Annotated in this window: 17 protein-coding genes and 7 pseudogenes; 12 read left to right on the forward strand and 12 right to left on the reverse strand. The window is 66.2% G+C overall.

Annotation, left to right across the window (positions count from 1 at the left end):
* Positions 1-291: 291 nt before the first annotated feature.
* Both ACF08N_RS35895 and ACF08N_RS35900 read right to left on the reverse strand, forming a co-directional pair.
* Entirely contained in the window at positions 292-753 is a 462-nt protein-coding gene (locus ACF08N_RS35895; protein ID WP_392328938.1) for a hypothetical protein, read from the reverse strand.
* Positions 754-881: 128 nt separating this feature from the next.
* On the reverse strand, positions 882-1,076 hold the full coding sequence (locus ACF08N_RS35900) for a hypothetical protein (protein ID WP_392328939.1): 195 nt from the start codon (positions 1,074-1,076) through the stop codon (positions 882-884).
* Between the two features lie 235 nt (positions 1,077-1,311).
* On the opposite strand from ACF08N_RS35900, the pseudogene ACF08N_RS35905 reads away from it, so the two are divergent.
* The 3 pseudogenes from ACF08N_RS35905 to ACF08N_RS35915 form a co-directional block, all read left to right on the forward strand.
* Positions 1,312-2,166, forward strand: a pseudogene (locus ACF08N_RS35905) (IS630 family transposase); the annotation flags it as partial.
* Positions 2,167-2,327: 161 nt separating this feature from the next.
* A pseudogene (locus ACF08N_RS35910) lies at positions 2,328-2,516 on the forward strand (DUF6192 family protein); the annotation flags it as partial.
* A gap of 15 nt (positions 2,517-2,531) precedes the next feature.
* Positions 2,532-2,630 (forward strand): annotated as a pseudogene (locus ACF08N_RS35915) (RacP protein); the annotation flags it as partial.
* A 351-nt stretch (positions 2,631-2,981) separates the two neighbouring features.
* On the opposite strand, the gene ACF08N_RS35920 reads toward ACF08N_RS35915, so the two are convergent.
* The 4 genes from ACF08N_RS35920 to ACF08N_RS35935 all read right to left on the reverse strand — a co-directional run bounded on the left by ACF08N_RS35920 (position 2,982) and on the right by ACF08N_RS35935 (position 8,543).
* Positions 2,982-4,073 (reverse strand): PP2C family protein-serine/threonine phosphatase, encoded by a 1,092-nt coding sequence (locus ACF08N_RS35920; protein WP_392328940.1) that lies wholly within the window; start codon positions 4,071-4,073, stop codon positions 2,982-2,984.
* 277 nt (positions 4,074-4,350) lie between these two features.
* Positions 4,351-4,644, reverse strand: a complete 294-nt coding sequence (locus ACF08N_RS35925; protein WP_392328941.1) for a hypothetical protein — start codon at positions 4,642-4,644, stop codon at positions 4,351-4,353.
* Positions 4,645-5,380: 736 nt separating this feature from the next.
* Positions 5,381-6,775: a group II intron reverse transcriptase/maturase gene (ltrA, locus tag ACF08N_RS35930; protein ID WP_392328942.1), complete on the reverse strand. Its 1,395-nt coding sequence runs from the start codon at positions 6,773-6,775 to the stop codon at positions 5,381-5,383.
* Positions 6,776-7,841: 1,066 nt separating this feature from the next.
* On the reverse strand, positions 7,842-8,543 hold the full coding sequence (locus ACF08N_RS35935) for a hypothetical protein (protein WP_392328943.1): 702 nt from the start codon (positions 8,541-8,543) through the stop codon (positions 7,842-7,844).
* A gap of 427 nt (positions 8,544-8,970) precedes the next feature.
* Here ACF08N_RS35935 and ACF08N_RS35940 point away from each other — a divergent pair, with 427 nt between their 5' ends.
* The 3 genes and pseudogenes from ACF08N_RS35940 to ACF08N_RS35950 all read left to right on the forward strand — a co-directional run bounded on the left by ACF08N_RS35940 (position 8,971) and on the right by ACF08N_RS35950 (position 12,279).
* Positions 8,971-9,243 carry a hypothetical protein gene (locus tag ACF08N_RS35940; protein ID WP_392328944.1) on the forward strand — a complete coding sequence of 91 codons (273 nt, stop codon included), beginning with the start codon at positions 8,971-8,973 and terminating at the stop codon, positions 9,241-9,243.
* 1,738 nt (positions 9,244-10,981) lie between these two features.
* A pseudogene (locus tag ACF08N_RS35945) lies at positions 10,982-11,413 on the forward strand (transposase); the annotation flags it as partial.
* Between the two features lie 46 nt (positions 11,414-11,459).
* Positions 11,460-12,279, forward strand: a protein-coding gene (locus tag ACF08N_RS35950) for an IS5 family transposase (RefSeq protein WP_392328945.1) whose coding sequence is annotated in 2 segments (ribosomal slippage) — positions 11,460-11,815 and positions 11,814-12,279 — 822 coding nt in all. Because the reading frame shifts where the segments join, the coding sequence is not laid out codon by codon here.
* Here the strand turns inward: ACF08N_RS35950 and ACF08N_RS35955 are convergent.
* The gene (locus ACF08N_RS35955) at positions 12,269-12,625 is read right to left on the reverse strand and encodes a hypothetical protein (protein WP_392328946.1); all 357 of its coding nucleotides are present in this window, start codon (positions 12,623-12,625) and stop codon (positions 12,269-12,271) included. The two genes, ACF08N_RS35950 and ACF08N_RS35955, sit on opposite strands and share 11 nt — an antisense overlap.
* 313 nt (positions 12,626-12,938) lie before the next feature.
* On the opposite strand from ACF08N_RS35955, the gene ACF08N_RS35960 reads away from it, so the two are divergent.
* The gene (locus ACF08N_RS35960; RefSeq protein ID WP_392328947.1) at positions 12,939-13,454 is read left to right on the forward strand and encodes a hypothetical protein; all 516 of its coding nucleotides are present in this window, start codon (positions 12,939-12,941) and stop codon (positions 13,452-13,454) included.
* Between the two features lie 332 nt (positions 13,455-13,786).
* Here ACF08N_RS35960 and ACF08N_RS35965 read toward each other — a convergent pair.
* Both ACF08N_RS35965 and ACF08N_RS35970 read right to left on the reverse strand, forming a co-directional pair.
* A pseudogene (locus ACF08N_RS35965) lies at positions 13,787-14,067 on the reverse strand (transposase); the annotation flags it as partial.
* 97 nt (positions 14,068-14,164) lie between these two features.
* On the reverse strand, positions 14,165-15,055 hold the full coding sequence (locus ACF08N_RS35970) for a transposase family protein (RefSeq protein WP_392328948.1): 891 nt from the start codon (positions 15,053-15,055) through the stop codon (positions 14,165-14,167).
* Between the two features lie 251 nt (positions 15,056-15,306).
* Here ACF08N_RS35970 and ACF08N_RS35975 point away from each other — a divergent pair, with 251 nt between their 5' ends.
* A complete protein-coding gene (locus tag ACF08N_RS35975) occupies positions 15,307-15,615 on the forward strand; it encodes a LexA family protein (protein ID WP_392328954.1) in 309 nt (102 codons plus the stop codon).
* A gap of 950 nt (positions 15,616-16,565) precedes the next feature.
* Here ACF08N_RS35975 and ACF08N_RS35980 read toward each other — a convergent pair.
* A complete protein-coding gene (locus ACF08N_RS35980) occupies positions 16,566-17,408 on the reverse strand; it encodes an alpha/beta fold hydrolase (protein ID WP_392328949.1) in 843 nt (280 codons plus the stop codon).
* A 461-nt stretch (positions 17,409-17,869) separates the two neighbouring features.
* Here ACF08N_RS35980 and ACF08N_RS35985 point away from each other — a divergent pair, with 461 nt between their 5' ends.
* On the forward strand, positions 17,870-18,385 hold the full coding sequence (locus tag ACF08N_RS35985) for a putative immunity protein (RefSeq protein ID WP_392328950.1): 516 nt from the start codon (positions 17,870-17,872) through the stop codon (positions 18,383-18,385).
* 570 nt (positions 18,386-18,955) lie between these two features.
* Positions 18,956-19,234, forward strand: coding sequence for a helix-turn-helix domain-containing protein (locus ACF08N_RS35990; protein WP_392328951.1), 279 nt, complete (start codon positions 18,956-18,958; stop codon positions 19,232-19,234).
* Positions 19,235-19,564: 330 nt separating this feature from the next.
* Here the strand turns inward: ACF08N_RS35990 and ACF08N_RS35995 are convergent, their stop codons facing one another.
* Both ACF08N_RS35995 and ACF08N_RS36000 read right to left on the reverse strand, forming a co-directional pair.
* Positions 19,565-20,602 (reverse strand): pentapeptide repeat-containing protein, encoded by a 1,038-nt coding sequence (locus ACF08N_RS35995; RefSeq protein WP_392328952.1) that lies wholly within the window; start codon positions 20,600-20,602, stop codon positions 19,565-19,567.
* A 307-nt stretch (positions 20,603-20,909) separates the two neighbouring features.
* A complete protein-coding gene (locus tag ACF08N_RS36000) occupies positions 20,910-22,535 on the reverse strand; it encodes an ISL3 family transposase (protein ID WP_392328953.1) in 1,626 nt (541 codons plus the stop codon).
* Between the two features lie 100 nt (positions 22,536-22,635).
* On the opposite strand from ACF08N_RS36000, the pseudogene ACF08N_RS36005 reads away from it, so the two are divergent.
* Both ACF08N_RS36005 and ACF08N_RS36010 read left to right on the forward strand, forming a co-directional pair.
* Positions 22,636-22,902, forward strand: a pseudogene (locus ACF08N_RS36005) (winged helix-turn-helix domain-containing protein); the annotation flags it as partial.
* A pseudogene (locus ACF08N_RS36010) lies at positions 22,899-23,061 on the forward strand (IS630 family transposase); the annotation flags it as partial. The pseudogenes ACF08N_RS36005 and ACF08N_RS36010, both read left to right, overlap by 4 nt.

Genomic DNA, 23,061 nt, shown 5'->3' on the forward strand with positions numbered 1-23,061 from the left:
CCCGGCCGCTGACGGCGCCGACCCCGGAGGAGTGAGGCGACTGCTGCGGCCCTCCAGCCGGGGGCGGGAACCGGAGGGCCGCCGACAGGCACGGGAATCACTGTGCGCGACCGCCGTCTCCGCCGCGTGCCTCACACGCCGCACGATCGCCCGGACGCCCCTCCAGGGCGGTCGTGAAGTCTTCCCGCAGATACCGCCCGAGGCAGCCCAAGACCTGCGGCCGGGCACACGATAGCCCCGGCAGGATTCAACCGTCCTGCCGGGGCTGCGGATGTCACACCGCCGTCACCGTCACGTGGTGCCGAACTTCCACGCGCTGCACGCCTCCTTGACGATCGAGGGACTGTCTCCGCCCTTCCAGTTGCCGACGCAGGCCCTGATCGAAATGTCGTACCCCTCGGGGAGGTCCTTGTTCTTGTAGCGGTGCGTGTCGTAGCCGGACGCGTTCCACACCGAGCCCTGTCGCACGACCGCGCCCCTGGGGTCCGTGACCTGCCACAGGGCGACAGCCGAGTAGCCGTCGGCCTTCTGGTCGACGACGTGGAACCAGTCGCCCGTCTTCATGAAGCAGGCTATGGTCCGGTGGCTGTCGTCTCCGGTGTACCAGCCGCCTTCGGCGCAGATCTCGCTGTTGCCCTCTGGGACGGGAGAGGCGGTCGCAAGGTCCACCTCAAAGGTGACCGCGGACGCGGTGGTCGCGGTGAGCATGAGCGCCGCGGCGCTGGCGCCCGCGACGGTAAGGATGCGCTGCATTCGCACAGATCCCCCTCTGTCATATGCCGGCCAGAATGGCCTTCCAGCGCGATGCTACTCCGTCAAGATCATCGCTCCACCGCCGGCCGCACTGCTCCTCTGGGCCAGCTACCAGGTGGGAGGCAGGGTCAGTCCGGGCGGCAACGGCTGGGCAGGAGGCCAGTTGGAGCTGCGCCAGCGGAGGCTGAAAGGTCGACTGTGCCGCCGGAGAACGTCGCGTCGCCGAAGTTGACCATGGCGTCGGAGAACTCCGCCTGGGCGAAGAAGACGTTGCCGGCGGAGAACCGGTTTGCGGTACAGAAAGTGCCGCCGAGATTGATCACGGTCGGCTAGCAAACTGATCGGCGGCTCTGCCGGGGTTCGCAGAAAGATCGCCGGGCGCCGTTAGCTCGTCTTACGTGGCGGTGGCACTGCCGTGTCGTCGCCCGGGATGGCGAACATGGTCCCGGCCTGCGTGGCGAGTGCGGTGATCGTGGCGACGACGAACACCGGCGAGCATGTCCATCCCGTGGCGACGGCCCGGTGGCGCTAGTCTTCCGAGTCGGGAATTCTGTTCAGATGTATAGGCTTGTCTCATGGCACGGACGGGGCGGCCGAAGGCGGCCGAAGGCCGAGTTGAGACTGTCGGATGCGGAGCGGGCTGCGCTGGAGGGGTGGGTGCGGCGTCGTTCCACGCCGCAGGCGGGGGCGTTGCGGTGCAGGATCATTCTTGCCTGCGCCGAGGGCGCGTCGAACAAGGACGTGGCGGCCTGGGTCGGTTCCACACCTCATGCGGTGGGCCGTTGGCGGTCCCGGTTCGTGCAGTACCGGATTGCCGGTCTGGGCGACATGCCGCGTTCCGGTGGGCCCAGGACGGTGACGGACGAGCAGGTCGCCGCGGTGGTCACGAAGACGCTGGAGTCCACGCCGAAGAGCGCAACACACTGGTCGACACGGTCGATGGCGAAGGAGATGGGTCTGTCGCAGTCGTCGGTGTCACGGATCTGGCAGGCATTCGGCCTGCAGCCACACCGGTCAGGGACCTTCAAGCTGTCGACCGATCCGTACTTCGTCGACAAGGTCCACGACGTCGTTGGGTTGTATCTGGACCCGCCCGAACGGGCGTTGGTGTTCTGCGTGGATGAGAGGTCGCAGATCCAGGCCCTGGAGAGGTCCCAGCCCGTGCTGCCGATGATGCCCGGAGTCCCCGAGCGGGCCACCCACGACTACGTTCGCGCCGGCACCACAACACTGTTCGCCGCACTGGAGGTCGCCACCGGCAAAGTGATCGGCTCCCTGCACCGCCGACACCGCGCCGAGGAGTTCAAGAAGTTCCTGATCAAGCTCGACAAGGAAGTACCCGCCGGCCTGGACCTCCACCTGATCTGCGACAACTACGCCACCCACAAGACCCCCGCCATCAAGAAATGGCTGCTGGCACAGCAAGCAGGGCGGCTGGGTCGAGAACTCCGCAGCCATGGAAGGGTACTTCGAGGACGGGGACGACTGGGAGGAGAACGCCCTGGTGAGGGTGCTGTAGGACGAGCGGATGCGGTTCTGAGCCGCGGACTTGCACTTCGCCGGGCACCGCTGCCCGGTCCCGCGACCACTTCGAGGACACCAGCCCGGTCGCGCCAGCGGTGAAGAAGATCGACCGGACGGTGGAGTTCCTGGACCTGGTCACCGCCTGCCACTCCTTCGGCGCCGCGGCCGGCCGAACCGTCCCGGGCCTGCGCGACCGCACCCTGAGCGAGGACGAGGCCGGGATCGTGCACCAGAACGTTGTGGGGCGAGTAGTCGTGCCCTGCGCCTCACGGCGCCGGGGCGAGGCTGCCCAACGGCATGCGGACACCCTGCGGTTCGTGCTGTTCGAGGCCAGGCCCACGGGGCTGCTGTTCCCCCCAGTTGACCCGCTCCATCGGCGACGTCATCATCCGCGCCGGGATCGACATCCACTCGGGCAACGAGAACGAGAGCCGCCGTGCTCTATTCGTGATGGCGATGGACAACGGCTGAAGTCGATGATCGACAGTGGGAATGGGAGCCACCACTTTAGCGTGCGCATGCTTTCGCAGGTTGTTTCGGAGCCATTCGGGTCACATCTGACGTCTGCCTGTGGTGGGGTAGGAGCGTCCGCGCCCTGGCCGCTTGCCGACCGCTTGATGGTCCCGGGCCCCCTTGGTCTGCGTCCCTGAAAGGGGCGGTTCATGAGGGCCCGGCTCCGTTTGTGGCAGGGGCGGTCTGTTGACCTATAGCTGTCCGTGTGGGGCGATGGCGAGGATGGCAACGTCGTCGTGGAAGGCGTGGGAATGGCGCGGCAGGTCGGTGTTGAGGAAGTCGACGACCTCGGCGGGGCCTGTGGCGAGCTGGCCGGCGAACTGGTGACGGAGCCGGTCGAGGAGGGGGTAGAAGGTCCCGGTGTCGTCGCGGGCTTCGACCAGGCCGTCGGTGACCAGGAGGAGGACATCGCCGCGGGTGAAGCGGTGGGTGTACGCGGCGGGACGATCGGAGGTCAGGATGCCCAGGCCGAGGGGAAGGGCGGGCGGCCCGGTCAGAGCGCGGACGTCACCGCGGGAGATCAGAACTGGCTCGATGTGGCCGTGATTGATGATCGTCACCCGGTGGGCGAGCGGGTCGTATTCGACCAGAGCCGCGGTGACGAACAGTTCATCGTCGGCGATTTCTTCGGCCTCGCGGGCCATGCGGCGCTCCATGCGTGCGGCAACGTCCAGCAAGTTCCCGACGTCGTAGGCGGCCTCCCGGAAGCTGCCGAGGATCGCGGCGACGGTGCGCACCGCCTGCAGCCCCTTGCCGCGCACGTCGCCGATCAGCGCGCGTTCGCCTTGCTTGGTGGCGTGGATGTCGAACAGGTCGCCGCCGACCATGGTGCCGGCCTCGGCGGGCCGGTAGAGAGCGGCGGCGAGCACGTGCCCGACCTGGTGCGGCACCGGCCGCAGGAGGGTACGCATCAGCGCCTCGGCCACGGAGTTGGCGTGTACCAGGTGCCGTTCCTGACGCCTGCGATGGGCGGCCAAGGCCGTGGCGAGGGTGCCGACCAGGGCGGTGGCGATGTAGGCGGCGACGTGGTGGTCTTCCCACATGTGTTCGTGGGTGGCGGCCAGGACAGCTTCCAACACGATGGCGAACACCGTGATCGCTGCGACCAGCGCGGGGCCGATGGTGTAGGCGGCGATGGCGGGCAGAGCGATGAGCAGGAAGCTGACGGCCCACTGGGTGGGCAGTGCGAATTCGAGTACCACGACCAACGCGACCCAGCCGGCGGGCAGCCAGCGCATCCAGGCAGGCGGGACGGGCACCTCGAAGCCGTTGTGCAGGCGCATCCGCCCCGAGACCGTCGGATCGAACCGGCGATCACGACGGTTCCGCTCAAAGATCCACTCAAGCGACCTGTACACACGGGCTCCTGACACAACCGTGATCAAGGCCCACAGACTGACGCCGCCAAACGGCCCAACCCACCCATTACGCCAACAGCGGCATGTCACACACCACCAGACAGGGTGGCGCTCAATCTCGCCAGCGAAACAGTGGCTCCCAATCTCGCCGCCCCATTGGCTCCCTTTCAACCCGTCAGAAACACGGCCCTGCTCTCGTAGACTACGGCGAGGTGGCATTTAGACGTCGTTTCTTATGGCGTGATCGTTCGTTGAACCGTGCACCGTTGGCTTCGCCGATCAGCGGGCCGGTTGACCAGGGCGAGGTGTCCTCCTCGTCCTCGGTGAGGTCGCACCACCGCTCAAGCAGCGCTGCTACGTACGCCGCGATGCGTTCGGACGGAGGCTCTTCCACCTCGCTGTCGATGTAACGGTCGTACAGGTCGCTGAAGACCTGGCCGGCGGTCTTGTCATCCGCCGGCCTCTCGCCTTCCCAGACAGCAAGGTCGTAGCTCATGACCCGAGACTCTCATGCCGCTCTGACAGCCATAAGAAACGACGTCTTAGCACTGAGTGAGAGAGCGCCCTCGACTACGTGGAGCCGGGGCGTGACCGTACACGGCATGGACGTCGGCCGCTGGCTGGAGCGGCAGCGTGGAACAGGCAGTGTCCACCGCCGCTGTTCGCGAACGCGGCGACGTCCTTGGCGAGCTCCTCCGCGGCGCGCGGGTCGCGCAGTTCATACGCGGTGCTCTTGGCGTCCAGCCACTGCCCCTCGGCCAGCCCTAGGCAGTGTCTTGGCGATCACGGGTTGAACCAGATGAGTTGGATCAGCTTGTGGTACCGGTCAAGGTCAACCGACGAGCGGTCTACCGAGAGGACCCGGTCGAGGATCTCCTCGCCGTTCACCACGCGTATGGCGATCCCGAGAACAAGGCGGCACGGCGCGGCTTCTTTGTAGTTTCAGGTCAGGAACCATACGGTTTCGACATTGGGCGTTGTGGAGGTCTGCCGTGGCGGAGGGCAACGGTGCCGAGCGCTTGGTAGCGGGGCGGTACCGCCTGCTGCACAGGCTTGGGGCCGGGGGGATGGGCCGGGTGTGGCACAGAGCCGTTCAGCAACACTGAGCGTCACCGCTCCGCTGAGTAGGCCCGGAGCGCGGTGCCGGGATTGCTCCCGGTCCGTTTCTCCGGACCTCTCGCCGAACCCGCCGTGCGTCTCTCAACGCAACGGGCTCTCCACGGTCCCTGCCGTCAGACGGGGTTCGCAGGCTTCCAAGGGTTGGGGATCGTGCTGGCTCGGTATCGGTAACGGCTGACCGTGACCGATGCGATCCGGAACAGCTCGATCCCGTCCGCCGCGATGGGTCGCCACCGCCCGGTGGGGGTGGTGAACCGGCGGCGGACGTCGCCCCAACTCCATCGGTGACGTTCCCGCAGCATGCGGATAAGACGCCACCACACGAAAGCGTCGAGCCTGTTGAAGACATGCTTGGCGACAGCGTGCTTGAAGTAGTTGGCCCAACCGCGCATGATCTGAGTGAGTCTGATCAGCACGGTGGCAAGATCCTGCTGCGATGTCCTGCCTGTCAGAGCACGGACCTTCGCCTTCAGCGACCGGATGGGCCGGTCGGCGATGAAGGTGTAGACGTGCCACTTGGTCGTGCCTCCCTTGCGTTTCCACTGGATGCGGAAGCCCAGGAAGTCGAACCCATCGCTCATGTGCGTGATCTGGGTCTTTGCCTGCGACAGGCGCAATCCCAGAGGTTCAAGCACGTCAGCGACTTCTTCGCGTAGTGCCGCGGTGTCGGCCTCGGTGCCGTGCACCAGGACGACGAAGTCGTCCGCGTAGCGGACGACCCGCCACGTGGGTTGACCTTTGCGGCGCCGGTAGGCGCGTTTGCCTTCGGTGGCCATTGCCCCGCCTGGTTCCCAGGGCCCGTGCAGGTGCTCGTCGAGCGCCGACAAGGCGATGTTCGCCAGTAGCGGGGAGAGGATGCCGCCTTGCGGGGTGCCGGTCATTGTCTCCTTGTTCTCGCCGAGTTCCGTGAGGACTCCGGCTTTGAGGAAGGCTTTGACCAGCGCCAGGACACGTTTGTCCTTCACCCGGTGACGCACTCGGTCCATGAGGGCCGTGTGGTCGATCGAGTCGAAGCACGCCTCGATGTCCGCATCCAGCACCCAGCGGTATCCCCGGGTGCCGAAGTAGTGGATCTCGGCAATCGCGTCCTGGGCCCGCCGTCGGGGTCGGAACCCGTAAGAGACCGGCTTGAAGTCGGCCTCGAAGATCGGTTCCAGCACCAGCTTCAGTGCCGCCTGAACGACCCGGTCCGCGATCGTCGGAATCCCGAGTTTGCGGACCTTCCCCGAGCCTCCCGGCTTGGGGATGCTGAGTTCCCGCACCGGCAAAGGACGGAACGAGCCGTCCTTGAGGGCGGTCCGCAGGTTGTTCAGGAACCCGGGAACACCGATCGACTCCTCGACATCAATGGCAGTCAGGCCGTCGACGCCGGGAGTCCGGGCTCCCTGATTGCCCGCGACCCGGTCGAACGCCGCCAACAGCGTCGCCGGGTCGTGCACGAAGTTGAACAGGTCATCGAACCGGCGGCCGGGATCGGCCACCGTCCAACGGTGAAGCTTGGTCTGCATCTCCAGTACCCGGGCCCGAGGGCCCGGAGCTCCGCCATTCGGCGGGGCGTCTTCCGGCATTGCAGCGTCCTTCCCTTCTCGATACCGCTGCCGCCCTTCCCCATGCGGCCGGCTTTCCCGGCCTCGGAGTACTACGGCGGCTCCGCCCCGTCCCCAACCGATCAGCGGTCGATGCGCTCAGCCCAGTCGGCCTGCTGGAGGCAGGTGACAGGGCGAGGTTCGGGACGGTTCCCGTGTTCACTGTGGTTCGCTCGATGGAGTAGGAGCCCGACTGTGTCCCTGCGGCATCGCCACGAGTACGCCGCAGGCTTTCCTCGTGGCCTCCCGGCCAGCTTTCGTAGACCGACACAGGAGTTGTCAGACCACCCGAAAGGATGACCTGCATACGCACCGCTACCGGCCCTGATCCACCAGGTTTGAGCCGGAGGCACTTTAAGAGACGTAAAACGCCGGTTCCTCGCGTACTCCTCTCCATCACGCTTGCCGGACCCGCCCCATCTGGCGGTTCTGGGTACGTCCCGGCTTTGTCAGGGCCGCTCTCGCCCTCCCCGGCATCACCCGGATCAGGCTGCCCTCAGCTTCAACCCGGCTGCTGTGACAGCGGGTTGGTGCAGGTCTTCCACCTCCACTCGAACCAACAGCGCCTCACGGCGCAAACAGAAGTTGGACCAGAACCCGTGAAGTAGCAGCGATTGTTCAGGCCTTTGGGCAGCAGTTGGCGATCTTGAGTGCTCCAGATGTTCACCAGAGATGACGTCACCCAGCGGTGATGGGGAGTGGTGTTGGCCGGGCCGCTCAAGGTTTCCACCCTCGGAGGGCGAGATCGTCTCCGTGGGACGTGGTGCTGGTTTGCGGCCCGGCCGTGATCAGTGCTGGTTCGCGATCCGTCGGCCGAGCTGTTCGAGGAACTCCTGCAAGCTGGCCGCGGCAACCTCGAAGTCGTCAAACCAGGAAGACGTGGTGGACTTCCAGACTAGGGTCGGTGCGCCCGCGAGTTCCTGAAGGTCGTCCGCACGGTCGAGCAGATCACGATGTTCTGGTTCCTGTGCCCGGCATTCGCAAATTCTCAGTCAGGGGAACGGGAGAACGGGATATCTGGAGGGGGAACCGGGTTGGGATTCGGGTTGAGACTGAGTTCAGCTTCGCAAAATATCTCGTGCTCGGCCTCACACTGGTCGGTTCCTCCTTTTCCGTCAGAGGAGTCTATGCCGGCTCCGCCTTTCAGCCAGTCGGGGCCTTCCCCACCGTAGAGGCCGTCGTTCCCTTCTCCGCCGCTGAGCAGGTCCCCGGCCGAACCCCTCGCGTACAGTTTGTCCCCACCCGAACCTCCGACCAGCGTGTCCTTTCCGGTGCCGCCGTACAGCACATCGTCGCCCGATCCCCCGTACATCCGGGTCGGCATGCTACTTCCGTAGCTGCTCAAGATGTCGTCCCCGTCCCCGGCGGATACATCGATGCCGCGAACTCCGTAAGTAGTGGATTTAAAGACAACGTTATTGAGGACGGTCCACCATCCCGTCAAGGGGGGTTTCACTTCGATCGGCCACCTCCCCCTATCGAAAATCACAATGAAGTTTGCGCCGTCGTTTGCAATCACGATGTGCTTCGCTGTGCCCCGTTTGGCGTCGACCTTCAGTAGCCCGTCTTGCAGTGTGATGTATATGGGTCTTTTGGCTGCTGCTGCTTGGGGCTGCGGCGAGGCTCCGAGGTGCAGTGCAGTGACGACGGCCACTCCGGCCAATGCAAGGGCTCTGGTTCGATGTGCCATCGACGGTCCTCCTTGAGTGCGCGCAGCCATCAGCAGTACGCGCCGATGGCCCTGCCGTCTGGGTAGACGACACACAGGTTTCCCCCGGCCCCCCGGTGCTGCGCTGTGGCGGGTGGCCTGCGCAGATCCCCCAATCCAGTGTCCCCGTTCTCCGCATGGACGACCATTCGGCATTCGGCGCGCCGGCAGGGGCCGCACAGTGCCTGTACCTGGGTTGGGCGACCTACCCCAGCCCGAGCCAGACGGAGTCCATGTGACACGGGGAGAACATCGGACAGTGGTTGATCACCAGGCGCCGCGACTTCGCCAGCTGAGCGTCGAGCAGCAGTACCCCCTTGCCAACCTCGGAGTGAAGCCGGCGCGGGTTGTACAGCCTGCCGTTGTCCGCCGGGCAGCTGTCCGCCTCCGGACCCGGGAGAATGTCCGGGTGAGCACAACAACACCGTCCCAGCGCAACCTCGGGCGCGGAGTCAGCACCCTCATCCCGCAGAATGCCACCGACCGGGCCATGGCCGCGCTCTCCGGGCTGGAGACCGTCCCCGTGCACGTCGGACTCCTACAGACGGCGACCCTCCTGCTGGAGGAGTCCGCGCGCAGCGCCACAATCGGCGAAGGCCGCCCTGACCAACACAGCCGCGATGCTGCGCACCGCCATGTCCTGCCCTGTTCGCACCCGTCGCGACGTGCTCCTTCCGGGTGACAGGCTGTCAGACCTGCTCTCTAGCATCCCGCTCGTGACACTCACCGCGCCCCCGCGGCGCTCGTTCCGAGTCGGTGACCTCGCGTGAGCCTGACCTCGGTCGGAAGGCTCAGCATGGGGTGGGTGGGAGCCGGGCCACTCCGATCCAGCCTCCGCCCTCCGGGCGGAGGCTGGATCGGGGGAGCCTGCAGCGGTCAGCCGGCCTTGACCGCCTCCTCAGCGCGAGCTCGGGAAAGGGTTCTCGTTCGAGGTGCCATTGACGGTCCTCCCTGAGTGCGCGCAGGCATCGGCAGCACGCGCCGATGGCCCTGCGGTCTGGGTAGACGACACACAGAGGTTCACTCGGGGACACCCCCTGCTGCGATGTAGCACGTGGCCTGCGCAGGTCCCCCCAATCCAGTGTCCCAACCCCCCCGCGTGGATGACCATTCGGCTATCGGCGCGCCGTCCGCGGTCCGCACAGTGCCAGTGTCTGGGTTGATGGCGGTGGCGACCTACCCCCAGCCCGAGCGAGGGGGGAGTCGATGTAGAGCAGCCGTCCGTGGTCGTCGACGTTGTTGCTCAACTGCTCCCCCCGCCAGGATCTCCGCCTGGCTCACGGCCCGGTCGTCGATGTGAAACCGCTGGCTCGGCTGCTGCCGGTCACGCCGCTGCTTCCTGGACTACTCACTAAAGCCAGCTGATCTCCACCATCCCGCCTTTGTGAAGTATCCCTGGTCGGAGCAGTTGGCGCCAGGTTCATCACCAGCGGGCACGATCAGACAGGCCCTTCCAACTTGCCATCATGTGAATACCACCGAAGATTGAGATAGACAGCTCACAAGATTCTCATCTGTCAGCGGCTGAGTGAGCGGCTTAGCGATTCTGCGGGCTGCCGCCATACGATGCGGCGTCCATGAACCGGGGCCCCTTCACGCAGGATCGAGGCAACTCAACCAAGCTCGTCGGCCCGGCACAAGGGATACGCCCATGGCGCGTGGCTTCGCTCGAGTAGACAACGGAGGCAATCTTGTTTCCTCCAAAGGTGTGGTGGGCATGGCAAGGTGCACTCGCAATGGGGATCCGATCGCATACGGAGCGTACTGCTTTAAACTCGAATTCACGCCCCTGGCGATCGTCGCGAATTCAATACCCCATCCCGACGACAACCTGTTCACTCCGCCCCCGCCGGTTTTGTTCACGGCCGGCCCGAATCTCAACGGAATCCTGACCACAGACGGGATCGGGCCGGTCAAGTGCCCGTCAGGATTCCAGGATGCTGCCGTAATTTGCTATCTCCAAAACCACAAAATAGGAATATCATACGGCGGCTTCTTCGCGCTCTTCGAGTAGAGGGTCGACGCCCTCGCCTCGGTGCTGGAAGGGAGGCGCCAGTGAGGGAGGTCGGCGGCGGACGTGCATTGTGGCGACGGCTTCCCGCTCTGGCCGCATTCCCTCTTGCCCACCTCGGCCAGTAGGGTCAGCCCCACTTCGCTTCACATTCGGCCTCATTTGACCCACTGATGCATCAGCCGTAACCAGGGTATCCCCTAAGGGAAATGTTGCCATCCCTGCCGTTGAGGTGATCGTGGCTCTATTCCCCGAATATGGTTTCGTTATCGCGGCCGCCTCACAGGTAATCGTCACCGCCCCCGCCTTCAGGTCCAGGCGTTGCCATCCTCACCGAAAGCTGCATCCCCATAGGAGCCCTTTCCGTAAGTAGTCGGGAACCCCGTTCCCTCCATATAGAAATGTCTGCATGTACGGCGGCGAGGAGAGGAGGAGTGCGGCTGGTGCCGGACGAGTGTGGGTGCTGTTCCGGCGGGTGGTACCGCCGACAGAGGTCATACGCCCGCAGGTGACGGCCAGCCTCGAGCGGGTGACCGCGAAGCCCTGGCCGCGATCATCTTCGTGGCGACTTCGGGCTGCACCTGGCGGCAGTAGCCGCCGGCGTTCGGCCCGGGCTGGCAGACGGTCCACCGGGTCGTCCTCGACGAACTCAGCGCCCGCCGAGCTGGATTGGTCGCGGTGCGCGATTGACTCGGTCAGCATGCGGGCTGCAAAAAGGGGGCCTTTGACGGGACCGAACCCGACCGACCGCGGCAAGCCTGGATCGAAGATCCACCTGATCACCGATCGGAACGGACTGCCGCTTTCGCTGGGTACCTCCGGCGCAAACATGCACGACAGCCCCTAAGACGTCGTTTCTTATGGCGTGATCGTTCGTTGAACCGTGCATGACGGATCTCATTCAGCGCTTGGTGCCGGACGAGTTGTGGGTGCTGTTCCGGCGAGTGGTGCCGCCCACGGTGGTGATACGTCCGCAGGGCGGCGGCCGACGTCGAGCAGGTGACCGCGAGGCCCTGGCAGCGATCATCTTTGTGGCGACGTCGGGCTGCACCTGGCGGCAGCTTCCGCCGGTGTTCGGCCCGGCCTGGCCCACGGTCTACCGGCGGTTCGCTCAGTGGAGCCGGGACAGAGTCTGGGCCCGGCTCTACCGCGTGATCCTCGACGAACTCGGAGCGCGGGGCGAGCTGGACTGGTCGCGGTGTGCGATCGACTCGGTCAGTCTGCGGGCGGCAAAGGGGGCCTTTGACGGGACCGAATCCGACCGACCGCGGCAAACCGGGATCGAAGATCCACCTGATCTGCGACCGGAACGGACTGCCGCTGTCCCTGGGCATCTCCGGCGCGAACCTGCACGACAGCCAGGGCCTGGAACCGCTTGTCCGGGGTATCCCGCCCATCCGCTCCCGCTGCGGCCCCCGGCGCCGGAAGCCGGCGAAACTGCACGCCGACAAGGGCTACGACTACGGCCACCTGCGCCGATGGCTCCGCGAGCGCGGCATCCGCCACCGCATCGCCCGGAAGGGCATTGAGTCCTCACAACGGCTGGGCCGGCACCGGTGGGTGGTGGAGAGAACCGTGTCCTGGCTGGCCGGCTGCCGCCGGCTCCACCGACGCTATGAACGCAAGGCCGAACACTTCCTCGCCTTCGTCGGCATAGCCGCGACCCTGATCGGCTACCGCCGCCTGAACATCCTGCTCACGGCCTGAGCCGGTCCTGCTGCACGTCGAAGCAGACCAGCCCCATGGACTCCGCCACGGCGGCCGCATAGGCCGATGCCTCCTCAGCCATGCTGAATCGCATGGGGAAGTAGATCAGTGGACCGTTGGCTTCGCCGATCAGCGGGCCGGTTGACCAGGGCGAGGTGTCCTCCTCGTCCTCGGTGAGGTCGCACCACCGCTCAAGCAGCGCTGCTACGTACGCCGCGATGCGTTCGGACGGAGGCTCTTCCACCTCGCTGTCGATGTAACGGTCGTACAGGTCGCTGAAGACCTGGCCGGCGGTCTTGTCATCCGCCGGCCTCTCGCCTTCCCAGACAGCAAGGTCGTAGCTCATGACCCGAGACTCTCATGCCGCTCTGACAGCCATAAGAAACGACGTCTAAGCGGCCTGGGGCAGCAGCTTGGTCATCCCACGAAAGTCAAGATCACCAGCCCGACACGACCGCTGCCACGACAACCCCGAGCTACATCAGGACCGCAACGCGCCAAGGCCCCCAGCCACCCGCTCACAACCAACCGCTGCCATCACCCCACCCCCTCATCGGACTGTGGCGCGCCCTCGTTGGCCGCAATGCGTGATTGATCCGCACCGAATCCATATGGTCGTGCTCAGTTGTGCACTTTCAGCGAAGGAGAACGTGACAGCCGTGTCCGCATCGCAGACCGCCCGAATCCTCGAACTAATTGCTCATCTCGATCCTCGGCTGTGGGAGATCCTGCACCCACACCAATCGGTGCTCGCAGCGCAAGTGGTTCGTTCCGCAGACTCTGTCCCAGAGATGAGGCTCAATCCCCAGCCTCTCCCACCGCGCGATCTGCTGCGGCTGGCAATCCACAGCACCGCCAACGCCGTGGCCGTCACGGCGATCGCGGTCCAGGCGGCAGGCCAGAACGTACAAGAAGTGCTGCAGGAGGTCGGGGACGACTGGTGCACCCCTGTCGACGGCCAGCTCCCATGGCCACGCCGCTGGCCCTCACCGCCTCTCGACCAACTCCATCCCATCGATCACGACACCTTGGTGGCAGCTGTCCAAGCCCAGGCGGCCCTGGCATTCCAGTCATATGCGAATGGAGTCGCGGACAAGCAGCTCAGTACCGGCTTCGCCGCGCTGGCCGACCGAATGTTCAAGTCGGCAACAGAAGAGGACACCTCCGATCGATGACCTGCCCTGCCGTCAGCGCTGCCACAGGTCTCTCACATCCTTGACAGACCAGGCATCTGGCCAGCAGCGGTACCCCTCTGCGTGGCCCCCCGTTCCAGCAGGCCATCCCGCCGTCGCGTACCCGCAGCTACTCTCCTCCTCGATCAGCACTTGGCCGTCGAGCTCTCAGGCCTCGCGGGTCCGCACGCGGCCGATAACACGGTCCTTATGCTGGTGGAACTGCCGGAACGCAAGCGCGTGGGAATCGGCCGCCGGATAGACCTGGGTCCATCTCTGAACCACCGTTCAGTACCGACCCACCTGCTGGCACCGCCGATCCAGCACACCCAACATAATTTCGGGGCGACCTTCTGGTGCAGCTGTCCCCACACGCCGGCTCGGGACCAGATGAGGAAGCGGCGATGCACGGTCGACTTCGACGCCCCGAAGCACGGTGGCAGTGCCCGCCATGCGCAGCCACTGACCAGCACGTAGATGATCGCGGCGAAGACCGCCTCGTCATCGATGCCGGCAACCCCACCGCCCTGCGACGCACCCGCGCCGGCGGCAGCAGCGGCCTTGCGATCTCCCATAAACCGTCCGGAACGATCCATCCCCACCGACCACTCCCCATGTCCAGCCCAACGGCTAACAGACCATGTAGGACACGCTCTAACGACCTCGTGCGTGATTAGCGTGAGGTCGTGCTGGGGTAGCGGCTGGTGTTGTGATCACGTCTGTGCGGCGGGCAGTGCGAGTGTTTTGTTGTGTTGGGTTGCTCGCTGGTCGGATTGAAGTCCGGCGATGGCCCGGATGGTGTCGGGGAGGTTGTCCCGGCGGGTGTGGTGTCGGGCGAGGGCTCGCCAGTTCTTGAGGTGGGCGATGCCGTGCTCGACGGGGATTCTGGCTGAGGAGTGGGCGAAGCGGGCGGCTTCGTGGTGGGTCATGAGCCATTGCAGGTGTTCGAGGTGTTTGCCGCGGCGTTTGCGGGGTGGTGTGACGATCTGGCCACAGGTCTGTGCTGCCAGGCCCTGGTAGCCGGCGTCGGCGAGGATCTGCAGGTCGATGGTGTCGGCGAGGAGGTCGACCAGGCCGGCGTCGCGGGCTTGGGTGATGTCGGCAACCGACCCGGCTCGTACCTCGCCACAGAACAGCAGTCGTCCGCGTTCGTCGGTGAGGACGAGGGCTTTCATTGCGTTGATGCGGCTCTTGCCGGAGATGAAGCGACTGCGTCCGCCGCGGTGTGCTGATGGCCGGCGGACCCGGATTTCGGTGGCGTCCATCAACGCGGTCTGACCGGTGGCGCCGAGATGAGCGATGACGTCAGCGAGCGTGCGCAGCCGCAGTCCGCCCTCGATGCGGCAGCCGCGGTCGGCGAGCAGGGGCCTGATCTCCCCGATCGCACGCGTGATCGTGGAGCGATCGACACGGAACCAGCAGGCAAGGATGTCGTGGGTGACGCCGTGCCGCAGGAGAACGAGAGTGGCCAGGAGCCGGTCGACGAACACCAGCTTGTACTTCGCCCCCGCACCCACGGCTCGACGGCGCGGACGGTCAGCCAGCTCGGCATCTCTTCTGGCCTGCCACACCGGCCCCAACTCGGCTACCAGATCGGCGATCACGGTCGCCGAAAGTCCCGTGATCCGACGCTCCGACATGATCAGTCTGCGTGCCTCGACCCCACCACACACAGCCCAACGACCCAGCCCAGCTGTCGTCACCGCTAACCATGCACCAGGTCGTAAGTCTCATGTGGACTACTCCTCGACCGGAGTCGAGCCCTCTGGGGCGGTAGGTCATTTTCGCCGAGCAGGCGGCTGGACCGGTGCGTACTCCAGAGCACGCAAACTCACGCCAGACCCCGCGTGATCGGGTGCAGTTTGCCACCGGTTCCCGGCGTAAGCCCTCCAGGATTCGGCGAACTCGTCGGTTTCAAGTCGTCGGTGACAGCATGATCGAGGCCGCCATCTGCGACGGCGACATCGTTACCGTCCGCCGCCAGGATTCCGCAGACCACGGGGACGTTGTCGCCGCGCTCCTGGACGGCGAGGCCACCGTCAAGCGCCTGCGCCGCGAGAGCGGCCGGGTGTGGCTGATGCCCCACAACGCGGCGTACGAGCCGATCCCAGGCGACGACGCGGCCATTCTCGGCAAGGTGGTCGCCGTCCTGCGCACTCTGTGAGGACCATGCAAGGGCGGTCCGCCCGGTCGACGTGCGAAGGACTCCCGGGCGGACTCCGCTCCCCACGCTGCCCTGTCGCCGGCTGGGACGCCGTGAGCACGGCCGCAGTCTGGGCCGAACGAGGCAGCACGTGATTCCTGCAGTGCGATGTGCCGTTCCGACCGGAGCACCCCGCCCGATGCCAGGCTCTGGACCATCCTGCAGAGGCGAAGAAGGGCCTGCTCGTGACTGAAGACGACAAGCGCGTTGAGCAGTACGCGCTGGACGCCTCCCAGGCACACACCGAGCTGGCCCGGCGGCTGGTCGACCAGCCGCTGGAGTACCCGCTGGAGGCGTACCGGATCCTCAGCGGCCTGACACGCAGCGCGCACGAGCTGCCCCAGCTGCTCGAGCTCCTGGAGGGCGGCATGGAGCGGCTGCGCGCCGGCGACCGCCTGGATACAGACGTCGCTGGTGGAGAAGCTGCAGGATTTCCGCGCCAGGCCTCGCCGAGGCAAGCGAGGCAGCCCAGGCCGTCGAGCGGGGCCTGGACAAGGCCTACCGCGCGATCGGCCACGTCTCGTACAAGGAAGCGGCCGAGCCCCAGTCCTAGACCTCTGTTGCGCCGCCTCATTCGCGGTCGTATTTCTAGAACTGCCGCAGATCAGACGGCGGCGCAGCCCGCCCCGTCAGCCCGGGTCGTCCTCGCGGGCCGCTGCACGGTCTGCCGCAGCTCCCGCGCAACGCGTTCCTTGACCAGGTGCGGGGCGCGGTGAGGCGTGCTGCGGCCGCTGGGTCGGGCTGCTGCCGTGTCTCGTATAGGCAAGCGCTGGCGGCCGTACGGTAGATGTCGACGTTCAAGTAATTCCCCGTGATCGAAGGCTTCAGCGTCACGTAATTCCCCAGACAGAGGCGTGGTTGTCGGCTCGCCTTTTGCCTCCGTCGGGCCCTCTGCAGCGCGCGCGGGTGAATCACTGACCGGGCGCGGGTTCGTCGGCTCCAGCTGCCCGGATGAACCTGGTGAGGACGGTCGTGTACTCCTGCGAGTGAGTGATATGGGGGATGTGACCAGCACCCTCGAAGGTCTGGCGCCGTGCTTGCGGCAGGGCCGCGGCCAGCCGTTCCAAGACCGTCGAGAACCAGGTGGGACTTGCGCTGCCGCGGCTCAGGAGTACCGGCATGGTGCAGGCGGAGAGCCCGTCGAGGTCCAGTGCGGCCCAGGACGGGTCGGTCTGTTCGTCCAGCCATGTCTGGGCGTGGGTTACGAACGTCTTGCGTAGGGGAGCAGGCAGCTGGTCCCACATGCCGGGCCCCAGGGCTACCTCCTCCACGAACAGGCGTGCGCCCTGCTCGTTCTCCGCCTCACGGAGGAGGTTCATCACGGCATCGGAGGAGGCCATCATCGGCTGCAGCTGTGCCATGGACTCCGGGTCGTCGGCCACGACCCCCACCAGCGGGGGCTCATGGACCATGATGCTGCGGAACAGCTCAGGCCGGCATGCGGCCAGGCCGAGGACGATCGACGCGCCGAAGGAAATGCCGGCGACGTGCGCGGGGGCATGGCCGAGCCCTTCGATCAGCGCCGCAAGGTCGTCCTCGTCCTGCCTCCGGGTGCCCTGGCCCGGCACCTTTTCGCTCTGGCCATGGCCGCGGCGGTCGTACGACACCACGGTCAAGGACGCGCGGAGGTCGGCCTCGATCGCGGAATGCCAACTCTTGTGGTCGCTCCACGAACCATGGACGAGTACGAGCGGTTCGCCTTCACCTACGACCTCGTAGTAGAGATTCACGCTGTCGGCGCGTACCTGCGGCATGCCGTGCCTCCTCGGAGGGATAAGGGCGACGGGATCCCGAGCGCCGCCACGCAGGTCTCTATCAGCACGTCCAGCGTCACGCTCGCCGCCGCGCCGCAGGGGCCCGTCCGCAGGGGCGTGCGCCGGGTACAGGAGGCACTGACTAGGCGCGGCTCGCCCGGCCCGCCATCTGTGAATCCCCGAACCCAAAGGCTTGCCGGGGCCGCTCCGCTCCGGTAGGGACCTGATGCTGACTGAGCCACGTCCGGGATCCCCATGGGGAAGCTCATGAACTTCTCCCCGGGGAATATCGTGACCGTTCACAGTAACCAAGCGGCGCGTCACGACAGGGCGAACGTTGCCTGATGCGGCACTAGCTTGCGGATCGACCCCGGGGTTGCAGGCTTTGCTTCGAGGTGTGCATGGTCGCTGGTGCGCGGCCTCGGATGTGGGGCGGATATCAGCAGGAAGGGATGCCAACCATGATCCTCCCGAAGGTCAGGGACCCTCGCTTCGTGACGATCCGCCGCGGTGGAACCCTCACTGATTCGGATCACCATCTCCTCGCCCTCTGGGCGGCAGCTTGCGCGGAGCACGTCCTTGACCTCTTCGAGTCGGCTCAGCCTGAGGACCCACGGCCGCGCCAGGCGATCGAGCATGCCCGCGCCTGGGCGCAGGGCGAGGTCAAGATGATGCAGGCCCGCGCGGCGGGCGGCCATGCAATGGGCGCGGCTCGAGACCTGCGCGGCGCAGCACGGCATGCCGCGTATGCCGCCGGCCAGGCCGGAGTCGTCGCACACGTCGCCGCGCACGAGCTCGGTGCGGCTGCCTATGCAATCAAGGCCGCACGCGCTGCCGCGCCAAAAGGCGAGAGCGAGGCCGCAGGGCGACTCGAGTGCCAGTGGCAGCGCGACCAGCTCCCGGAGACGATTCGCAAGCTCGTACTTGACGACCAGCGACTGCGCAACGACATCTGCTGGTCGGTGTTTGACTGCTGAGCGCGCGTCGGACGCCAGCACCGTCCACACGAAGCTGATCGCCGCCAGCACCTCTCGGTCTCCGAGCCATCGTAGGCGCGGAAGGCTGCTGATCCACCGGCACCTTGCCGCAGAAGACGACACCTCGCCGACGACGACCCCGCCGGAACACCAGCCGGCGGGGCGTCGCCGTCAGAGTTCGTCGGCATCGTGGCTTTGTTCACGAGAACCGGTTCTGGCACAACTTCCGGATGCTGTTGGTGATCTTCGCTCGGTGGGGTGAAAAAAACACACCGACAAGCTGTTCGCGCTGGCGGCGGTGTGCTGCTGTTGTTGTTGAGCGGGGCATTTTCTGCCGGTCGGAGGGGGCCGGGATGGCGATGGGGTGTGGTTCTGGTCGGGTAGTTCCGCCGCTGACGGTGAGATGGCCCGGGCGAGTAATCCGCGGGGCACGGCGGCGATGTGGATGCGTGACCGGCTGGACGAGCTGTTTGTGGATGAGGACTTTGCCGATTGGTATCCGTCTACTGAGCTTGTAGACGTGGTGTCGTGGGGGCTGACAGGTGGTGATCGTCGCGGTACGCCCGAAGCATGAGGTATCCGCAGGGTGGCGGTCTGACTGCCGAGAGACAGGTGTTCCGCGAGCGTGTCCGCCTGGCGGCGGCCGGAATGTTCGCCGCAGGGCAGGACAATGTTGTGATCGCGAAAGAGTTACGGGTCAGCGTCCGGTCGGTTCAGCGATGGCGTCGGTCGTGGCGGGAGCGTGGACCAGACGGCCTGCACTCGCGTGGCCCGGCCTCCCGCCCGAAGCTGAGTGATGCGCTGTTCGCCGTGCTGGAAGAGGAGTTGGACAAGGGGCCGGTCGCGTGATGGCGCTTCTTGAATCTGGCTGTGGCGGGTATTTCGTGACGGTCAGCGCCAGACATCCGTCTTGCCTAGGAGTACTGTTGCTCGGATCTCGATATCTGCCTCGGCCTTACGGTCCCGGGGCATCTTCAGGACCAGGAGCAGCAGTCAGTGACGAGGCCCTCTCTGGTGGCTTCGAGGTGCTGGGCACGATGCCGTGGCGTTCGACCTGCGAGCAGGTGTCGGGGGTGGAGGCTGGCCGGAATGACCGAGCCGGGCGTGGGCATGGAGGCGGGGCTGTGGAACTCCAGCCCGCCGGCGGGGAGCCGGCGGCAGGGCGGCTGCTGCGGGACCCTAGCGGAGTGATGGAGGTAGGCCGCGGGCTCCATCAAGGTGGGCTCCCCCCAACTTCGCACCCTCAAGGTGTGCACGGGTTAGATTCGCTTTCCTCAGGTCGGCGTTCCGCAGGTCGGTGTTCGTGAGGTTAGCGTCCGTGAGGTCCGCACCGGACAGATTCGCACCTGCCAGATCAACTCCGTTGAGGGCAGTGCCCGTGAGGTTCGCACCGCTCAAGGCGGCACACTCCAGGACGGGCTTCTGAGCTCCCTCGCGACGCACCTTGGCACAGAAGATCGCCTTCGATAGATCTGCACCTGACAGGCGGGTGTGGGTCAAGTCCGCGCCGATCAAGGCTGTTCCGGTGAGGTCGGCACACTCGCCGGACTGGTTGTCGCAGAACGAAGCACCAGAGAGGTGCGCGTCTCCTAGGTCTGTGTTGCGTAGCTGGGCCATGCCCAGATCCGCGTGAGAGAGGTCCGCACCAAACATGGCTGCTTCACTGAGGTTCGCTTGGATCAGCTCCGCACCTCGAAAGCGGCCATTGACGAGGTCCGCAGCGCGAAGGTCTGTCCGTGTCAGGATCGCGCCGTCGAGGTGGACGAAGGTCGCAGAGGCCCCCGGCATGGAGTCCCAGTGTCGCAGGTCGGTACGACGCAAGTCGATCTTCAGCCCTCCGTCGAGCTCCGGGCGACGACTCGTCAGGACGCTCAAGGCAGCACTGACGTCGGCGGGAACCGAAATTCTGACCGCTTCCGCATCTGGCTGCTTCGTGGAACCTGTCGGCAGAGGAGCGTGCTCACGCACATATGCAGACAACACTGACATGACGGTTCGCTGGTCCCGATCGGAGTCGTTCATGATGCGTCCTAGCGCGTAAATGCCACCCAGACGCACATCCATCGAGCCCGATCCCAGATGGCCGATCGCCGCCGTGAACCGGTTGGTGATCTGACCCTGTTCGATGATCCGCAGTTCTTGCGTGGTCTGACCCACCTGCATCCAGGTGAAGAGCAGCGCTGCCAGTGCCGCCAGGCCCGGCAAGCTGAGGATCACCAGAGACAGCGGCGACGAAGAGGCACCGACAGCCTCCGTGGCCCCCAACAGCCGACGCCGATACCGCCGGCGTCTCGCACCTCGCCGATGTGCGATCCGACGGAGCCGTCCAATGCGAGGTGTCGTCCCGGTCACCTGATCAATGGCACATGGCAAGCCGGTTCAGGTCCTGACGCCACACCGCAGGGCCACCCGCGTGGCGGGGGCGCACACCGCCGAGGCAGGGACTGGTCACCCCGGTCGAGGTCGGCTCCGACGGGCCGTACGCAGAGCGCCTGACGACCCAAGTACGGCGCGGTCGTGATGGTCATGGCGGCTGGGCGAGAACGAGGGTCCGCAAGAGAGCGAAGGATGCTCGGCCGTATGACCGGCGTTTGATCAGCTTGATCCGCGTGATCTGGCCTTCGACGGCGCCGGAGCTCCAGGGCAGGGTGAGGCCGTTGACGACGGCGTCCCAGTCGTTCTGAAGGAAGGCGGCGAAGCCCTGGATCGGTGCGGGCCCGTGGTCGAGGGCTCGGGTCATCCAGTGGGTGAGGTCGTGGCCTCGGCGTTCGCGGGTGATGGCGCTGAACTCGTGGGCGAGGTCGCGGGTGGTGGCCAGGTCGGGGCAGGCGTCCAGGATGCGGTTGAGCTGGTCGCGCTGGCCGTCGGTCAGGGTGTCGGGGTGGCGCATGATCCAGGTGGTGATGCGGCGGGGGCTTGGGATCGGCTGCGGTGGTTCGGGGGTGGCGGTGCCGGCGCGGAGGGTCGCGATGTACTTGGTGACCACGACGCGGCTGCCGCGGTAGCCGCGTTCGCGGATCTCACGGAAGAGGGCCGCGGCGTTGGTGGCGCCGCCGCGGAAGCGGTGTTGCAGGTAGGGCTTGAAGCGGTTGATGTGGCCGTTGGGGCGGCGTTCGCGGGCGGAGGCGAGGATCTGGTCGAGGTCGGTGGTGAGGTAGTGGCGGACGGTCTTGCGGTCCCGACCCAGACGGTCGGCGATCGCACTGATCGTCCAGCCGCGTTCGCGCAGTTGATGGATGTCGGCGTGCCACTGGCGGACGCGGGCCAGGAGCTGCCCGTCCGGTGGGTCGCTCGGCTCCGGCGGCCCGATCAACGCCGCCAGGGACGCAGGGTCCGAGGGCTCCTGGGGCTGGTCCGCCTCGCCGGTCTCGGCGTCCTTGCGCAGGCAGACGCGGTGCTGATGGGCGGTTCGTTCGACGGCACGGGCGAGCGAGTGCAGCAAGTGCCACCTGTCTGCGACCTGGATCGCGTCGGGTGCCGCGCGGGCGGCGGCCTGGCTGAAGGTGCTGCACCGATCCCGGCAGATGACCTCGATCTCGGGGTGGTCGGCGAGCCAGGAGACCACGGTGTCCGCGGTGCGGTCGGGCAGCAGGTCGATGGGCCGTAGCGTTTCGACGTCGATGAGGACAGTGCCGTAGGTCGCGCCCCTGCGAAACGCAAACTCGTCGATCCCAAGCACCCTGACCTGGGCGGACGCTGGGTCCGGGAGCCGCTGGAGTTCCCGAAGGATCACGTCCCGGCTCGCCCGTACCGGCAGGTAGCCGGAGAGCCGGGCACCGGCCCGGCCGCCGACGGCCAGCCCGATCGCCTGCACCATCCGGGCGAGGGCCGTGGTTCGGCGCCGGTACCGCGTGGTCAAGCTCGGTACCTGCTCCACCATCGTCAGGCGGGAGCACAGGCCGTTGTCGCAGAAGAACCGGCGGACCCGCAGCCGCAGCAGCACCCGCCGCCCGCCCAGCGGGCGGTCCGTCAAGCGCCGCATGTACGTGCTGTGCACGCGTGAAGCGGTCACGCCGCACGAGGGACACGCCACCGTCTGCTGCCGAGCATGCAGGTCGATCCACACCGCGTTCCCAACGACGTCCACCGCGTCGATGACCAGCCCCTCGACGTCAGGCCACACCAGCTCCCAGAACTGTTCGTCCCCCACGAACACCATGCTGATGAACGGACATTGCCGGTCATGACAGATGTTTAGAACTGGCTGTCACGAAATATCCGCCACAGCCGTTTTCAAAGATTCCCATCACGCGCACGGCTGGCCGGACCAGACCTGGACCCTGGCTCGGATCAAGACACTCATCGGACGCAGGTTCCACAAGAGTCTGACGCTGTCTGGCATCGTTCAGATGCTGAGGCGGCACGGATGGAGCCACCAAGTGCCCGCCCGCCGCGCGCTGGAGCGCGACGAGGAAGCGGTGGTCGGCTGGGTGAGGGAGACCTGGCCGCAGGTGGAAGCACGGCGGCGGCACTCGGGGCCTGGGTCGTCTTCGAAGACGAGGCAGGGTTCTCGATGACGCCGCCCACTCACCGCACCTGGGCAAAACGTGGACACACTCCGGTCATCCGGGTCCGCGGACGTTCCCAGCGCCGCTACTCGATCGCTGCCCTGACCTGCTACAAACCCGGCGAACGTTCCCGACTGATCTACCGGCCCAGACGACACATCGATCACA

This window comes from Streptomyces sp. NPDC015127 (genome assembly GCF_043080095.1).
In the GTDB taxonomy this organism is placed as follows: Bacteria; Actinomycetota; Actinomycetes; order Streptomycetales; family Streptomycetaceae; genus Streptomyces.

What these genes read in the sequence shown, in the direction of transcription:
- ACF08N_RS35895 (WP_392328938.1), bottom strand. Translation starts at nt 753, where the DNA reads ATGCAGCGCATCCTTACCGTCGCGGGCGCCAGCGCCGCGGCGCTCATG.
- ACF08N_RS35920 (WP_392328940.1), bottom strand. Translation starts at nt 4,073, where the DNA reads ATGCGCCTGCACAACGGCTTCGAGGTGCCCGTCCCGCCTGCCTGGATG.
- ACF08N_RS35925 (WP_392328941.1), bottom strand. Translation starts at nt 4,644, where the DNA reads ATGAGCTACGACCTTGCTGTCTGGGAAGGCGAGAGGCCGGCGGATGAC.
- ltrA (WP_392328942.1), bottom strand. Translation starts at nt 6,775, where the DNA reads ATGCAGACCAAGCTTCACCGTTGGACGGTGGCCGATCCCGGCCGCCGG.
- ACF08N_RS35935 (WP_392328943.1), bottom strand. Translation starts at nt 8,543, where the DNA reads ATGGCACATCGAACCAGAGCCCTTGCATTGGCCGGAGTGGCCGTCGTC.
- ACF08N_RS35955 (WP_392328946.1), bottom strand. Translation starts at nt 12,625, where the DNA reads ATGAGCTACGACCTTGCTGTCTGGGAAGGCGAGAGGCCGGCGGATGAC.
- ACF08N_RS35980 (WP_392328949.1), bottom strand. Translation starts at nt 17,408, where the DNA reads ATGCCGCAGGTACGCGCCGACAGCGTGAATCTCTACTACGAGGTCGTA.
- ACF08N_RS35985 (WP_392328950.1), top strand. Translation starts at nt 17,870, where the DNA reads ATGATCCTCCCGAAGGTCAGGGACCCTCGCTTCGTGACGATCCGCCGC.
- ACF08N_RS35990 (WP_392328951.1), top strand. Translation starts at nt 18,956, where the DNA reads ATGAGGTATCCGCAGGGTGGCGGTCTGACTGCCGAGAGACAGGTGTTC.